13 protein-coding genes are annotated in these 14808 nt (G+C 69.0%); 6 read left to right on the top strand and 7 right to left on the bottom strand.

What is annotated here, in order from left to right:
- Positions 1-139 precede the first annotated feature (139 nt).
- Both ABZS40_RS29530 and ABZS40_RS29525 read left to right on the top strand, forming a co-directional pair.
- Positions 140-532, top strand: coding sequence for a nuclear transport factor 2 family protein (locus ABZS40_RS29530; RefSeq protein WP_354946888.1), 393 nt, complete (start codon positions 140-142; stop codon positions 530-532).
- 323 nt (positions 533-855) lie between these two features.
- Positions 856-4041: a penicillin acylase family protein gene (locus ABZS40_RS29525; RefSeq protein ID WP_354946886.1), complete on the top strand. Its 3186-nt coding sequence runs from the start codon at positions 856-858 to the stop codon at positions 4039-4041.
- 68 nt (positions 4042-4109) lie between these two features.
- Here ABZS40_RS29525 and ABZS40_RS29520 read toward each other — a convergent pair whose 3' ends face one another.
- From ABZS40_RS29520 to ABZS40_RS29505, 4 genes are all read right to left on the bottom strand, one after another.
- Positions 4110-4766 (bottom strand): TetR/AcrR family transcriptional regulator, encoded by a 657-nt coding sequence (locus ABZS40_RS29520; protein ID WP_354946884.1) that lies wholly within the window; start codon positions 4764-4766, stop codon positions 4110-4112.
- Between the two features lie 234 nt (positions 4767-5000).
- On the bottom strand, positions 5001-5507 hold the full coding sequence (gene msrA / locus ABZS40_RS29515; RefSeq protein ID WP_354946882.1) for a peptide-methionine (S)-S-oxide reductase MsrA: 507 nt from the start codon (positions 5505-5507) through the stop codon (positions 5001-5003).
- A 248-nt stretch (positions 5508-5755) separates the two neighbouring features.
- The gene (locus ABZS40_RS29510) at positions 5756-6514 is read right to left on the bottom strand and encodes an SDR family oxidoreductase (RefSeq protein WP_354946881.1); all 759 of its coding nucleotides are present in this window, start codon (positions 6512-6514) and stop codon (positions 5756-5758) included.
- 105 nt (positions 6515-6619) lie between these two features.
- Positions 6620-7567: an NADP-dependent oxidoreductase gene (locus tag ABZS40_RS29505; protein ID WP_354946879.1), complete on the bottom strand. Its 948-nt coding sequence runs from the start codon at positions 7565-7567 to the stop codon at positions 6620-6622.
- Positions 7568-7660: 93 nt separating this feature from the next.
- On the opposite strand from ABZS40_RS29505, the gene ABZS40_RS29500 reads away from it, so the two are divergent.
- Positions 7661-8248, top strand: coding sequence for a MarR family winged helix-turn-helix transcriptional regulator (locus ABZS40_RS29500; RefSeq protein ID WP_354946877.1), 588 nt, complete (start codon positions 7661-7663; stop codon positions 8246-8248).
- 105 nt (positions 8249-8353) lie between these two features.
- Here ABZS40_RS29500 and ABZS40_RS29495 read toward each other — a convergent pair whose 3' ends face one another.
- On the bottom strand, positions 8354-9304 hold the full coding sequence (locus tag ABZS40_RS29495) for a zinc-binding dehydrogenase (RefSeq protein ID WP_354946875.1): 951 nt from the start codon (positions 9302-9304) through the stop codon (positions 8354-8356).
- A 132-nt stretch (positions 9305-9436) separates the two neighbouring features.
- Here ABZS40_RS29495 and ABZS40_RS29490 point away from each other — a divergent pair, with 132 nt between their 5' ends.
- Together ABZS40_RS29490 and ABZS40_RS29485 are read left to right on the top strand one after the other, a co-directional pair.
- A complete protein-coding gene (locus tag ABZS40_RS29490; RefSeq protein ID WP_354946873.1) occupies positions 9437-9967 on the top strand; it encodes a helix-turn-helix domain-containing protein in 531 nt (176 codons plus the stop codon).
- Between the two features lie 36 nt (positions 9968-10003).
- Positions 10004-10273, top strand: a complete 270-nt coding sequence (locus tag ABZS40_RS29485; protein WP_354946870.1) for a hypothetical protein — start codon at positions 10004-10006, stop codon at positions 10271-10273.
- Between the two features lie 83 nt (positions 10274-10356).
- On the opposite strand, the gene ABZS40_RS29480 is transcribed toward ABZS40_RS29485, so the two are convergent.
- Both ABZS40_RS29480 and ABZS40_RS29475 read right to left on the bottom strand, forming a co-directional pair.
- On the bottom strand, positions 10357-11562 hold the full coding sequence (locus tag ABZS40_RS29480) for an esterase-like activity of phytase family protein (protein ID WP_354946868.1): 1206 nt from the start codon (positions 11560-11562) through the stop codon (positions 10357-10359).
- A 587-nt stretch (positions 11563-12149) separates the two neighbouring features.
- The gene (locus ABZS40_RS29475; protein WP_354946866.1) at positions 12150-13490 is read right to left on the bottom strand and encodes a glycosyl hydrolase family 18 protein; all 1341 of its coding nucleotides are present in this window, start codon (positions 13488-13490) and stop codon (positions 12150-12152) included.
- Between the two features lie 357 nt (positions 13491-13847).
- Here ABZS40_RS29475 and ABZS40_RS29470 point away from each other — a divergent pair, with 357 nt between their 5' ends.
- Complete coding sequence (locus tag ABZS40_RS29470; protein WP_354946863.1) at positions 13848-14714, top strand: alpha/beta hydrolase; 867 nt, start codon at positions 13848-13850, stop codon at positions 14712-14714.
- Positions 14715-14808 lie beyond the last annotated feature (94 nt).

Below are 14808 nucleotides of genomic sequence, written 5' to 3'. Positions count from 1 at the left end.
TGTAAGAAAATAGCGCTCAAACGCCTCAGCGGGCGTGACGACTTTCCGGCCCTCGCGCAGCCGGAGCACGGGCCCTCCGGTCCGCCGAATCAGCGGTGGACGCCTCCGGCAGCGGGAGAGAATCCCGTACGCTGCTGTGGTGATCGACTTTCGCGCAGCGGTTGAGGCACGCGATCCTGATGCCGTCACGGCGGCCCTGGCCGAGAACGTGGTGTTTCGCAGCCCGGTGGCGTTCAAGCCCTATCCGGGCAAGGCGATCACGGCGGCGATCCTGCGCGGCGTGCTGCGGGTGTTCGAGGATTTCCGGTACGTCCGTGAGCTGAGCGGCGACAACGGTCGCGATCACGCGCTGGTCTTCGAGGCGCGGATGGGCGACGTCGCCATTGAGGGCTGCGACTTCCTGCACCTGGACGAGAGCGGCCTGATCGACGAGTTCACGGTCATGGTTCGTCCGCTGTCCGCCGCACAGGCCCTGGCGGCCGCGATGGCCGCACAATTCGAGCAGATCCAGCGCGAAGCCACCGCCGGCTAGCGCGACCACGGTAGGTCGCCGGTAGGGGAGCCCGGCCCCGACGCGCATCTCGGCGAAGGCCAAGTCCGCCGCCCAGCGGAGCGTGGCGGAGGCGTGGGCGCTTGTCGTCGGGGCGTTGCGGGGCGAAAGACGGCGAAACGTCGGCATTGGCGCGTGGTGAACGACGGGTATCCCGGGCGGGGGTTCTACGTCGATCATTGCCCGAGGATAGATATGAGTCAATCTCACTTCCTGGCGGAACGCCCGGGCGCGGAGGGCGAGACGTCGGCACCGGAAGCCGGGCGTGACCGAACGGCCCGGCTCCGCGTCCCCGGAGGATCGCCATGCCCCGTCCCGCTCTCCGTAACCGGCTCGCGGCGTTCACCGCCGCCGTCCTGACCGCGAGCGTCCTGACGGTGACCCCGCCGTCACCGGCGCTGGCCGCCACGACGTTCGCCCCCAACGACTACTGCCTCGGCCAGTGCGTCGACATCCTGCCCCCTGGGCAGAACGGCAACGCCACGCTTGTCGCCATCCTGGCGCACCAGGCGCTCGGCACCCGCCCGTCGCACTCCAGCGACCAGCTCGACGAGTACGCGAACCTGGTCTACAACTACGCCGGGCTGACCGACGAGCAGATCGTCCACTTCTACAACGACGCCTCGTTCGGCGTCCCGGCCGCGCAGGTGGAGAGCACAGTCTCGCCGCGATCGGACGTCACGATCGTGCGGGACAAGGCCACCGGCGTCCCGCACGTCACCGGCACCACCCGCGCCGGCACCATGTTCGGCGCCGGCTACGCCGGGGCCCAGGACCGGCTGTGGGTGATGGACCTGCTGCGGCACGTCGGCCGCGGCAACGTCACCTCGTTCGCCGGCGGCGCCCCCGGCAACCGTGAGCTGGAGCAGAGCGTCTGGGCCAACTCGCCCTACTCGGAGGCGGACCTCCAGGCCCAGGTGGACGCGCTGCGCACTAAGGGTGTCCGGGGCCAACAGCTCTACACCGACGTGGTCGACTACATCGCCGGTATCAACGCCTACATCGACAGGTCGATCGCCGAGGACAACTACCCGGGTGAGTACGTGCTCGCCGGCGCCGGCAAGCCGAAGCACTTCACCATGACCGACCTGATCGCCACCGCCGGCGTGATCGGCGGGCTCTTCGGCGGGGGCGGCGGCAGCGAGATCCAATCTGCGCTGGTCCGGGTGGCCGCCCGCGCCAAGTACGGCGCGACCGAGGGCGACCGGGTGTGGGCGGCGTTCCGCTCGCAGAACGACCCGGAGGCCGTGCTCACCCTGCACGACGGCCAGAGCTTCCCGTACGGGGCGACACCACCGGGCGCGACGAGCGCGGTGCTTCCCGACGCCGGCACTGTGGTCGCCGAACCCCTCGCGTACGACGCCGTCGGCGGGGCCGCCGCCCGCACCGGCGCCAGCACCGCCACCAAGGAACTGCTTGGCGGCCTGAGCAACCTGCGTACGCACGGCATGTCCAACGCGGTGGTGGTCTCCGGACGGCACACCACCACCGGCAACCCGGTTGCCGTGTTCGGGCCGCAGACCGGCTACTTCGCGCCGCAGTTGCTGATGATTCAGGAGCTGCAGGGGCCCGGCATCAGCGCTCGTGGCGCCGCGTTCGCCGGGCTCAACCTCTACGTGCTGCTCGGCCGGGGCCAGGACTACGCGTGGAGCGCGACCTCCGCCGCCCAGGACCTCACCGACACGTACGCGGTGCCACTGTGCACCACCGACGGCAGCGCCCCGACGCTGCGCACCAACCGCTACCTCTACCACGGGCAGTGCCTCGCCATGGAGGCGCTGGAGCAGCGCAACTCCTGGTCCCCGACGTTGGCCGACTCCACCCCGGCCGGCTCGTACACGCTGCGCGCGCTGCGCACCAGGTACGGCCTGGTGGCCCATCGGGGCCTGGTGAACGGGCAGCCGACAGCGTTCACCAAACTACGCTCGACCTACCGGCACGAGGCTGACTCGGCGATCGGCTTCCAGGCCTTCAACGACCCGTCCGCGATGGGCAGCGCGTCGGCCTTCCAGGCGTCCGCTGCCGACGTCGGGTACGCGTTCAACTGGTTCTACGTCAACTCGACCGAGGCGGCGTACTACAACTCCGGCTCGAACCCGGTCCGTCCGGCCACCGCCGACCCGAACCTGCCGACGAAAGCCGAACCGGCGTACGAGTGGGCCGGCTGGAACCCGGACACCAACGACGCCACCTACGCCCCGGCGTCGGCGCATCCGCAGTCGGTCAACCAGGACTACTACGTCAGCTGGAACAACAAGCAGGCGCGGGACTTCGGGGCCGCCGACGGCAACTTCAGCTTCGGCTCCGTACACCGGGCTCAGCTGCTCGACGGCCCGGTGCGGGCTGCGATCGCCCAGCGCAAGCTCGGCCGCGCCGACGTCGTCAAGATCATGGCGGATGCGGCGGTGACCGACCTGCGCGGCCAGCAGGTCCTCGGCGACCTGCTGCGGGTGCTGGACAGCACGCCGGTCACCGATCCGGCGCTGGTCGACGCGGTGGGCAAGCTGCGCGCCTGGCAGCAGGCCGGGACCCGCCGGGTGGAGACGTCCCCCGGCTCCAAGGTCTACCAGCACGCCGACGCCATCCGGATCTTCGACGCCTGGTGGCCGCTGCTGGCCTCGGCGCAGTTCCGCCCCGGCCTCGGGCCGGATCTCTACGCCACGTTGGTCGACGCCATCGAGGTGAACGAGGCGCCGTCCGGCGGCCAGAACGGCGGGCGCGACGGGGCCGCGAGCTGGGCGTTGCAGGGGCAGGCGCACAAGGGCTCGTCGTTCCAGTACGGCTGGTGGGGCTACGTCGACAAGGACCTGCGGACTGTCCTCGGCGATCCGGTGGCCGGTGGGCTGGGCCGCGCGTACTGCGGCAACGGCAACCTCGGCGCGTGCCGGCAGACCCTGCTCGACGCGCTCGGCCAGGCCGCCGCCGTACCGGCCACCACTGTCTACCCCGGAGACAAGTCCTGCGGGGCCGGCGACCAGTGGTGTGCCGACTCGATCGCCCAGTCGGGGCTCGGCGGCATCACCCACCCGGTGATCGCCTGGCAGAACCGCCCCACCTACCAGCAGGTCGTCTCGTTCCCGGCGCGCCGGGGCGACGACGTCACCAACCTGGCGCAGGGCCGCCCGACCAGAGCGTCGAGCACCCAGTTCCTGACCGGCCACACCCCGGACAAGGCGGTCGACGGCAGCCTCGGCAGCCGGTGGGCCAGCAGCTACAACGACAACCAGTGGCTGCGGGTCGACCTCGGGGCGGCCCGCAGCGTCAGCCGGGCCGTGCTGCGCTGGGAAGCCGCGCACGGCACCTCGTACCGGATCGAGGTCTCCGGCGACGGCACCTCTTGGACGCCGGTGTTCGCCACCACCACCGGCAACGGCGGCGTCGACAACGCGACCTTCGCCCCGGTCACCGCCCGCTACGTGCGGGTGTACGGGGTCAAGCGGGCCACCTCGTACGGGTTCTCGCTCTACGAGTTCGAGCTGTACGGAAGGTGACAGTGCCCGGAGGGGCCGGCGGGAATCACTCGCCGGCCCCTCCGGTGCACGGCAGGGGGCCGGGCCAACTAGCGGGTCGGCTCCCCGGACGGCTGCACGAGGAACGATTCGATGTGTTCCAACGCCATGTCCAGTGCGACTTCCATGGGTGCGACGTTGTGCGCGGCGTTCGCCAGCAGGTAGCCGCCCTGCAAAGCGGCCATCAGTCCCGTGGCCAACTTCTCCGGATCGGCATCCTGGCGCAGTAGGCCGCTGTCGCGCATCCGGTGCAGGCCATCACTGATCAGCCTTTCCCATGCCACGAACGTCTCCGACAGGGACGATCGAGCCTGCTCATCCTGATCAGACAGTTCGAGAGTCATCGACCCGAGGCCGCATCCGTACTTGCCGTTGTTCAGCGAGTTGGCCTGGACCAGCGCGTTACGCCACCGGACCAGCCCGGAGAACGATCTCAGTCGTTCGAGCCCTGCACGTTCACGCTGAAGCACAAGCGCGCCTCGATACTTGACCAAGGCGTGCACGAGTTCCTGCTTGTCGGCGAAGTGGTGGTAGAGCTGAGACTTGCTCGTCTGGCTTGCCTCGCGGATGTCGTCAAGGGTCGTCGCGTTCACTCCGCGCACGAGCATCAGCCGGTTCGCCGCCTCGAGGATCCGGTCTCGGGTCGCGATGCCCCGCTGACTGATCCTCCGCCTGTTCGTCGGCGCAGCCACCTGCTCGTCGCTCATCAGGCAAGTGTATCCAGCGCACCAGATGATCTAGGTAAAATGGGACCCCGGAGTCCACCCGGCTTGGCGGGGCGAACGTACGTTCCGCCGGCTCGGTGAACGTTGTACCACTATCGCTAAATCATCGTGATACTAGAACAACTGGACCATCTGGTCCTAAACTCAAAAGATTGTTCGGGCGGACTACCTCGGCCCGGACCGGCGCGCGGACCCGGGGCCCGCGCGCCGGAGGTGTCAGGCCGTCGCCCGCTTCGGAAGCGTCCACCCGGGGCGGGGGAAGTGGCAGGTGTATCCGTTGGGGTAGGTCTGCAGGTAGTTCTGGTGCTCAGGCTCGGCTTCCCAGAAGTCGCCTGCCGCGGTGACCTCGGTGACGACCTTGCCGGGCCACAGACCCGAGGCGTCGACGTCGGCGATGGTGTCCTCGGCGACCCGCTTCTGCTCGTCGATGGTGTAGAAAATCGCCGAGCGGTAGCTGATGCCGATGTCGTTACCTTGGCGGTTCTTCGTCGAGGGGTCGTGGATCTGGAAGAAGAACTCGAGCAGCGCGCGGAAGTCGGTCTTCTCGGTGTCGTAGATGACCTCGATGGACTCCGCGTGGGTGCCGTGGTTGCGGTAGGTGGCCTTCGGGACGTCGCCGCCGCTGTAGCCGACGCGCGTGGACACCACGCCGGGTTGGCGACGGAACAACTCCTCCATGCCCCAGAAGCAGCCACCGGCGAGGATTGCCTTTTCGGTGTTCACGTCGTCTCCTTGCCTGTCGTCGTGCCAGCCCACCTGGACACGCAAGTGCAGACACCCTCCGGGCCGGATATATTCCGCAGCCTCCACCTTACCTGGACTCTCGAGTCCAGGTAAGGCATGTCTAGCCGATGCCGAACGGCTGCCTCGCTGATAGGGTGAACTGCTACTTTCTGCCCGCCGCAACAGCAGCCACGTGAACCCAATAGTGGACTTGAAAGACCAGTTTGGCTACCTCGAGTGTGGCTGTGTCAGGCGAGTCGTGCGCCGCCGTCCACGTGGATCGTCGTGCCGGTGATGAACGGGTTGACAAGCACGGAGAGGGCGGCAGCGGCGATGTCCTGAGTAGCGCCGATCCGTCGTGCGGGGTTGCGTTCAGCGGTCTCGGCGAAGAAGCCGGCTTTCGCCTCACCGAGGGAGTCCCAGTATCCGGAGTCGGTGACGCCGGGTGAAATGGCGTTGACGCGGATGGGTCCGAGTTCGACGGCAAGAGCCTCGGCGAGGAACGACACGGCACCGTTCGTGGTCGCGGTGACCGACAGCCCTGGCGTGGGTCGCCACGCGGCGAGGCCCGAGAACAGCAGGATCGATCCGCCGGCGCGGATGTTGCCGCTGAAGTGTTTCGCCAGCAGCATCGGCCCGATCACCTTGGCATCGAAGGCGTCACGTATGGCGGACACGTCGAGCTGGGCGACCGGCCCGGCCGCGTGGGCCGCGGCGAGGGAGACCAGGTGGTCCAGCTCGCCGACGGATTCGGCGAGTCTGACGATGGAGTCCTCCTGGCGCACGTCGACGACGGCGGTGCGAACACCGCCGGCCGCTGTGCGGTCGAGGTCGGCTGCGAGCGCGTCCAGCTTGCGCTGGTCCCGGCCCGCCAGGACGATCTCGCTTCCGGCTGCGGCGGCCATCGAGGCGAGACGCGCGGCAATGCCGGAGCTGCCGACGATGACGACTCTCCTGCCATGAAGGCTGCCCGTTAGCTCTGCGGGCACTGTCGCATCACTCACCATGACGCTCGATTCCGTTGGTTCCTGGGCTGCGGGATCGGGCTCATTGCAACCATGCCTTTCGTACGGATCGGTGGTGGTGCACCAGACGCGATCGCTGACCCGTGTTCAGCCAAAATCGACGACGATCTTGCCCCGGGCCTTGCCGGCGGAGATCTCGTCCAGGCCCTCGATGGCCTCGTTGAGGGAGACCACTCGATAGATGTCGACCTGAAGCGTTGCGGCGGCCGCGCTCCGCGCCAACGAGGCGATCGTCTTCCGGTTCGGCGTGGCGATGGTGATACCGCCACCCCGTAGCCCGTGTGAGGCGGTGGTTTCGACGTCGGGTACCGGCTTGATGGTCGACACCGTGCCGCCCGGTCGGATCGCGTCGAGGGGAACGTCGTCGACGGTGTCGCCCCAGAGGTTGACCAGGACATCGACGCCGTCCGGGTAGAGGGTGCGGACCTGCGCGGCGACCGGTCCGGCGGTGTGGTCGACGACATCGGTGGCGCCGAGTTCCCGCAGTCGGTCCCTGTCGGCGGCGGTGCCGGTGGCCACAACGGTGGCGCCGCGCTGGGCGGCCAGCTGCACGGCGTAGCGGCCGACTCCGCCCGACGCGCCGTTGATCAGCACCGTCTGCCCGGAGTGGACGTTGGCGGTCTCGACCGCGGCCAGGGCGGCCCCGCCCGCGAGGGGGAGCGCGGCGGCAGTGGTGTGGTCGAGTGACGACGGTTTGAGCGCCACCGTGGAGGCGGACACGACGGCGTACTCGGCGAGGGTGCCGGCCTCGAATGGTGCCTCGAACACGATGTGACCGATCACCTCGTCGTCGATCGACACGTCGGTGACGCCGTCGCCGATCGCCTCGACGATGCCGACGACGTCTCGGCCGAGCACCAGCGGGTAGCGGTGTTCCATCGTCTGGGCCAGGGCGCTGGAGGCCAGCACGTTGTCCAACGGGTTGAGGGCGGCAGCACGGACGCGGAGCAGGACTTCACCGGCTCCGGGGGTAGGTGTGGGCAGGTTGGCGATCTCGGGTCGCTCGCCGGCGGCGGGGACGACTACTGCGCGCATGGTGTGCGTCTCCTTGAAGAAGTTGAACTTGATGCTTCAACAAGCTACCCCGGAGTTGATGGTTCAACAAATGGCTGCTCTAAGATGTGGGCTATGCCCTCCAGGACGCCCAGCGAGGCCGCCGAGCCGCACCGACTGCCCGGGTCGGGCCCGTCAGTGGGTGAGCCGCGCTGGCTTGATGACGAGCAGCAACTGGCGTGGCGGGCCAACGCGGCGATCATGATTCGGCTGCCGGCGGCGCTGGACGCACGGATGCACCGCGAAACCGGCCTGACGTACTTCGAGTACATGGTGTTGTCGTCGTTGTCCGAGGCGGATGACCACACGCTGCGGATGGGCGCCCTCGCCTCTCGTACGTCCTCATCCCTGTCTCGTCTCTCACACGTCGCCGGGCGACTGGAGAAGCAGGGTCTTCTCCAGCGGAGTCGCGTGCCCGGCTCCGGTAGGCGTACCAACGCCACCTTGACCGCGGCCGGCTATGCCAAGGTCGCGGCCACGGCGCCAGGCCATGTCGCCGCGGTCCGCGAGTACTTCATCGACGTGCTCGAACCGAATGACCTCGCGACGCTTCGGCGCATCGGTGCCGCCGTCGCCGCAAGCATCGACCGGGACATCCCAGGCCCCAGCGTCACAGACATGCCCACTCCGGGCAGCAGTTCACCTACTGGGCCCGCTGACTGACACAGCAGGCGCAGTCGAGGGCGTCTCCGTCAGCGCTGCGGTTCGCGCACCTGCGACCCAGTGACTGCATCGACAGCGTCGCGTTGCCGTGAACGATCCCGTTGGCTACGAGGTCAGGACGATCCTTCCGAAGACCTCGCCAGCGTCCATCTTCTGGTGCGCCACCGCCGCCTGCTCCAGCGGCAGGACCTCGTGCACCACGGTGTGGAGTTCCCCGCGATCGGCGGCGGCGAACTGCTCCGTGCGTACGGCTTGTCGAGCGGCCTCCGTCACCGTCGCCGCGCTGAAGGTGGCGAACGACATCGACTTCTGGAATGCGGCCATCAACCTCGTCCCGAAGTCTGCGGGTGGTTGGCCGCCGACCGCGCCGACGGCCACGAGCCGGCCGTTGGGGTTGAGTCGGTCGAAGAACGTGGGCATGCCCGGACCCGCTACGACGTCGATGATGACGTCGTAGCCGGTGGGGTCGTCGGAACCTCCCGCCCCGGAGCGGTCCAGCACGTGGGTCGCGCCAAGGCCGCGAAGTCGACGGCCGCGCTCGGGCGACGAGGTCGTGACCGCGACGGCACTGGCGCCACCGCTGACCGCGAGCTGCACCGCCGTGATCCCGATACTGCCGGCCGCGCCACGCACCAGGACCCTCTCGCCTTGCGAGAAGCGCGCATGAGCGAGGCCGAAGTGAGCCACGACCCCGGAGCTGCCGAGCGTCACGGCGTCGACCGGGGAGAGGCCCGCCGGCAGGGCCAGAACCTCCCCGATCGGGGCGACCGCCTGCTCGGCGTAACCGCCGCCCGTACCGGTGAAGGCCCAGACGCGTTGCCCGACCCACGCGGGGTCGACGCCGTCGCCCACGGCCGTGACCGTGCCGGCGACCTCGCCGCCCGGGATGTGACCCTCGCGAAAGCCGTACGCGGCGAGAGCACCGCTTCTGATCAGGACGTCGGCGCCAGCCACGCCCACCGCCTCGATGGTGATCAACGCTTCCCCCGGAGCGGCCACCGGGACAGGTAGGTCGACGACCACCAGCCCGCGGGGATCGCCGAACTCCCTGATCATTACAGCCTTCACTGCTCGTCACCCTTCCCCAGCCAGCCCTGCGGACGTCCGAACGGTAGTGGACGCATGCGTCCGTTTAGCTAGAGTGAGAGAGTGGGCGGCCCTTTGACTCGGAACCTCCGGTCGGACGCGGTGGACAACCGTGAGCGGATCCTCGACACGGCCCGGGCGGTTTTCGCCGCCGAGGGCATGGACGTGCCGATGCGTGAGATAGCCCGGCGCGCAGGAGTCGGCCCCGCCACCCTCTACCGCCGATTCCCCACCAAGCAGGCGCTGGCCACGGAGGCCTTCGCGGATCAGATGAACGCCTGCGTCGCCGTCGTCGACGAAGGGCTCACCGATGCGGATCCCTGGCACGGCCTGTGCCTCGTGATCGAGCAACTCTGTGAGCTGCAAGCCCGAAGCCGAGGCTTCACCGCGGCGTTCACCTCGGCATTCCCCCACGCCCTGGATCTCGCCGCGAAGCGCGAAGCCGCCCTCGCCTCGCTCGCCGACCTGATGCGCCGGGCCAAGAGCACCGGCCACCTGCGGCCCGACGTGGTCCTGGACGACCTCGTCCTCATGCTGATGGCCAACGGTGGCCTGTACGCCACCTCGACGAACGCCCGGGTTGCCGCCTCTCGACGCTTCGCCGCACTCACGATCGACGCTTTTCGCGCCTGATCAGCGCCCAGCCGGCGGTACGCGGACAATGGCGGGATGAAGCGAGACGTAAGCCTGATGCCGTTGACCGGGACGCGCGCCAACGGCGCGGTGGCGACGGGCGCGGCGGCTACCGGTGCGCGGGCTGCGGGGGCGGCCTCGATCGGTGCCCTCGCCATGGGGGCACTGGCCGTGGGGGCCGTGACCGTCGGGGCGCTGGTCATCGGACGGCTGGCGATCCGCCGGGCGGTCGTGCGGGAGCTGCGTGTCGGCCGGTTGGAGATCGACGAGTTGGTGGTGCACAGCCGACCCACTGCTGAGGGATGACCCACGCGACACCTCTCGGTCCGCAGATGGCCGCCCGGGACGGGGTGGACAGCCTGTCGGTCTGCCCACCCCCTTGCATCGGGTCAGTAGCGACGCAGGACGCGCTTGTCCGCGTCCAGGTGGCGGTCGAGTTTGATCACGATGAACTCGTTGTTGTCCGCCTGGCCAGCCGTCCGGCCCGCCGATGACGGGAAGTTGTTGTCGTTGAGGACGGCGAGCGTGCGGTCGTCGAGGATCACGACGTCCTCGATCGTCTGGAACGGGAACGTGAACGTGTCGCCGAATCCGCCGACGTGTCGAGGGTTGGCGATTGCCATGAGGTCGGCGACCAGCGTCTTGTCGAGCAGTCCGTCGCGGTTCCGGTCGCGCTTGTCGGCGAGATAGATCTTCTTGACCTTTGCCGTCTCGCCCTGGCCGTTGTCTCGCTCGATGATCAAGAAGCGGTCGCGATCGACCATGATGGCGTCACCGATCGCGTGAGCGGGAGAGTCGAGCGCGTAGGTCCAGCGCCGGCCGGTGTAGGCGTTGGCCCGGGTGTCGAACTCGTTGAGCCGGAGCGTGCCCGCCGGGTCGCCCGTGGTCGTGCCCTCAAGTAGCGGGTAGAGGGTGCGACCGTCCGGCGACTGGGCCATGCCTTCGAAGCCCTTGCTGCTGGCGAGGTTGGCCGGTGTGGTACCGCGGCCCGGGTTCTCGGGAGCGAACACCCCGGGCAGCGGCACCGGCGCCTGTAGTAGGCGGCCCGCCCGGTCGAAGTGCAGCAGGTACGGACCGAATTCGTCACCGATCCAGTACGTGCCATCCGTCGTCCGGGTGATCGACTCGACGTCGAAGTCGGCTCCGGTGAGCACGCGGTCGGCACGAGTGAGCGGGAATGGCACCTTGCCGTACGGGTCGGTCAGGTTGATGCCGCCGACCACGTCCACGGCCCCGCTGCCGAATTCGGGCGCGACCCGCTGAACACGCAGCACGAAGTCGGCACTGTTGGCCTTGTTGCCGAAGCCGTTGTCGGACAGCACGTCGAAGGTGCCGTCGGTGTTGCGCAGGACGCCGCTGAACCCCTGGATCGGTTGGTCGGCGAACGGCGGGATGATCCCATTGATGGGGGCACTGCCGAGCGCCGAGCCGGACGGTTCGCTGCCGGGAACGAAGGTCGCTGCTGGCAGCGCGGCGAACGTCAACAACTCAGCCTGGCCCCACGTGCTCCGCTCGGCCGCGGTCGCGGCGCCCGGCAGCGTCAGGGTCAGGGCGACCACCGCAGCGGTCAGGCCCACCCGCTTGCTTACTGCCATCAATCCTCATCTCTCCGGGTACGAGCAGGGCGTTCTCGGTTCGAGGGCACCGTAGAGCGACGCGGTGAATTCGAACTGGCCACAGGGGAATGCACGCCCAAACCGTGTGGTCACTTTGTCGGCGGCCTCGACGGGAGGCCCACGGCGGGGCGTGCTGCGTCGGCGGATGCCGCCCGGCTGTCAGCCGCGGCGGGGGGACCGGCGGACGGTGAGCACCCCGGCGGTCGTCAACAGCGTGCCTGCCAACAGGTACGTCCAGCGGTCGTGGGCAGCGCCCGCAGCGTGGGCCAGAGCAGCGCCACCGCCGTGCACGGTCGCCCGCCCCGCCTCAGCGTGGACGCGCCGATGGCCTGACCCGACGCGTCGACGGCGTCCGCACTGGGAACTCTGCTCACGCGGTGCATGACACGCCCTGATCCGGCGAAGGCGGCTGGACCGGCACCCCGAAGATGGCACCGAAGCGCTCCAGCGGTGTGTCCGGCGCGGTCAGCTCGGCCCGGTGCCGCTCGACGGCGCCGACCATGCGAAGCGCCGGGCCTACCGCCTGCCGGAAGGCCGGCTGGCGGCAGGCCAGGCGTCGGCACCCGTCAGCGACCCTGCAGGCGCTTCACGTTGTCGCCGAAGGTCCACCCCTTCGACCCGTCCCAGTTCGCCGACCAGGTCATCAGGCCTTTGAGGCCGGGCACGGAGTTCCAGGCCTGCGTGACCAACGACGTCGACATGTAGCCGCCGCCCGCCCCGTTCTGCGCCGGCAGGCCCGGGACCTGCTTGTCGTAGGGCACCCGGATGGTGGTGCCCTGGATGGTGAGCCCGTTGTTCAGGCACTGCGTCTGCACCGTGAAGCCCTGCACGGTGCCCGCCGGGTACGAGTCGCCGGCACAGCCGTACATGCTGCCGTTGTAGTACTGCATGTTCAGCCACCAGAGCCGGCCGTTGTCCACGTACTTCTTGATGATCGGCAGGTACGAGCCCCAGATCGAGCCGTAGACCACGCTGCCGCCGGTGACGTACGCCGTCTCCGGTGCCATGGTCAGGCCGAAGTTGGACGGCATCCGGGCCAGCACGCCGTCGATGATCCGGATCAGGTTGGCCTGCGACGTGGACAGCGTGTTGATGTTGCCGCTGCCGGTCAGGCCGGTCTCGATGTCGATGTCGATGCCGTCGAAGTGGTAGGCCGTCAGGATCGGCACGATCGTCGCGACGAACCGGTCGGCGACCGCTGTGGAGCTCAGGTCGATGCCCGCGGCGGCTCCACCGATCGACATCAGGATGGTGGCGCCGGCCGCTTTGGCCTGGCACATCTCGGCCGGGGTGGACACCTTCACTCCGGCGTCCATGCCGTTCTCCCAGAGGACAGTGCCGTCCGAGCGGATCACCGGGAACGCCGCGTTGATCACGTTGTAGCCGTGCTGGTTGAGCCGGCTGTCGGTGATCGGGATCCAGCCGAGGCCGGGGTGGACGCCGTTGGAGGCCCCGTCCCAGTTCTCCCAGTAGCCCTGCAACACCTTGCCGGTGGGCCGCGACTTCACCGCGCAGGTCCCACCGGTCGGCGGCGGCGTGGTGGGGGGAGGTGTGGTCGGTGGTGGCGTGGTGGGCGGCGGGGTCGTCGGTGGTGGCGTGGTGGGCGGCGGCGTGGGTCCCGAGCACGCGCCGAGGTCACGCCAGAGCGACGGGGTCGAGGCGGGGTTCCAGCCGGCGCCGGGGTGCGCGGTGTGGGTGACCAGCGCCTGGTAGAGCCGGCCGCCGTAGGTGACCTGGGCGCCCACCTGGTAGGTGGGGCCTTCGGCCCAGGCCGGGGCGGTGCAGGCGACCATCGGGACGGCGGTGGCCGAGGGCACGGCGGCCATGCTGCTGGGGACGAAGGCGACGGCGGCCGTGACGGTCATCGCCGCCCCGGCTACCACTGCGAAAATCCGACGGCTTCTCATGGCTCACTCCCCAGGCTTCGACGACCCGCGACCTCCACATATTGACGTTCGTGACGGCTAATATCAAGGGTTGTTTACAGATACCGGCAAGTCGGGGGAGCGGCGGCGGGAGGGTCGGGCCTCGTGGCCATGACGCTGCCTGCGGCGACTCCTCACCGTGGGCCGCTCGCCGCGTCCACCGGCTGTTGAGTGAGCCCGTTTGGTGGCCTGTCCTCCCGCAAGGTGAAACTTGAGTTATTTTCCTCTTCTGTCCGAGATTCGCGCTCGGTGTGAATACGGTGAGGTCGGGCGATCAGGCACGTCATCGCGCACATCTGCCCGCGTTCGGAAAGCTCTGACCAACGAGGGAGAAGAGACATGCTCGGTATCTCGCTACGTCGGCCGAAGACCATCGCCGCAACGCTCGCCGCCGCAACGCTGGTGACGGTGCTCGGCTCAGCCGCCCCAGGCGTGTCCGCGGACGGCGGTGGGCGACCAACCCCGGACGAGGGGCATCGCACCAAACCGACAATCGTCCTGGTGCATGGCGCCTGGGCCGACGGCTCGAGCTGGAGTGGGGAGGTCCGCAGACTCCAGGCCCGCGGTTTCGATGTCCAGGTCGCGCCGCAACCCAACCGGGGACCGTCGATCGACAGCGGCTACCTGAAGGACTTCCTGTCCACCATCGAAGGTCCCATCGTGGTCGCGGCCCACTCGTACGGCGGCTTCGTGGCGAGCGACGCTGCGACCGGCAACAGCAACGTCAAGGCACTCGTGTTCGTCGACGCCTTCGCCCCGGACAAGGGTGAGACCGTGGAAGAACTCACCGCCGGCTCCGGCTCGGTGCTCGAGCCGGCCTTGACCGACCCCACGAGCGTCTTCAAGCTCGTGCCGTTCCCTGGCGCTCCGGAAGGCGCCGTCGACGCGTACGTCCTGCCGAAGATCTTCATCACCGGCTTCGCCAACGGTCTGCCTCGGCGGCAGGCGGAGGTGCTCGCCGTGTCCCAGAGCGCCCTGGCCACGAATGCCCTGGGCGAGCCGGCCACGGAGCCGGCGTGGAAGACGATCCCCGTCTGGGCGGTGATCGGCACCGAGGACCGGGTCATCCCGCCGGCCCGCCAGGAGGAGATGATGAAGCGGGCGGGGGCCGACATCACCCGGATCGACGCCGGTCACCTGGGCCTGATCTCGCATCCCGGTGAGGTCACCGAGGTCATCCTGGAGGCGGCCCGGGCGACCGCCTGACGGTCTGATGAGCCTCGGCGGCAACGGCGGAGAGGCGCTCGGCCTCCCACAGGGCGTCGAACCGATCGGCGGGCAACGCCTCGGCCTCGCTGCC

Origin of the sequence: Micromonospora sp. NPDC005324 (genome assembly GCF_040607155.1) — a bacterium.
GTDB lineage: Bacteria > Actinomycetota > Actinomycetes > Mycobacteriales > Micromonosporaceae > Micromonospora > Micromonospora trifolii.
Note: the sequence above shows the minus strand (reverse complement) of the source record. Positions and strands in the feature narration are given on the sequence as shown.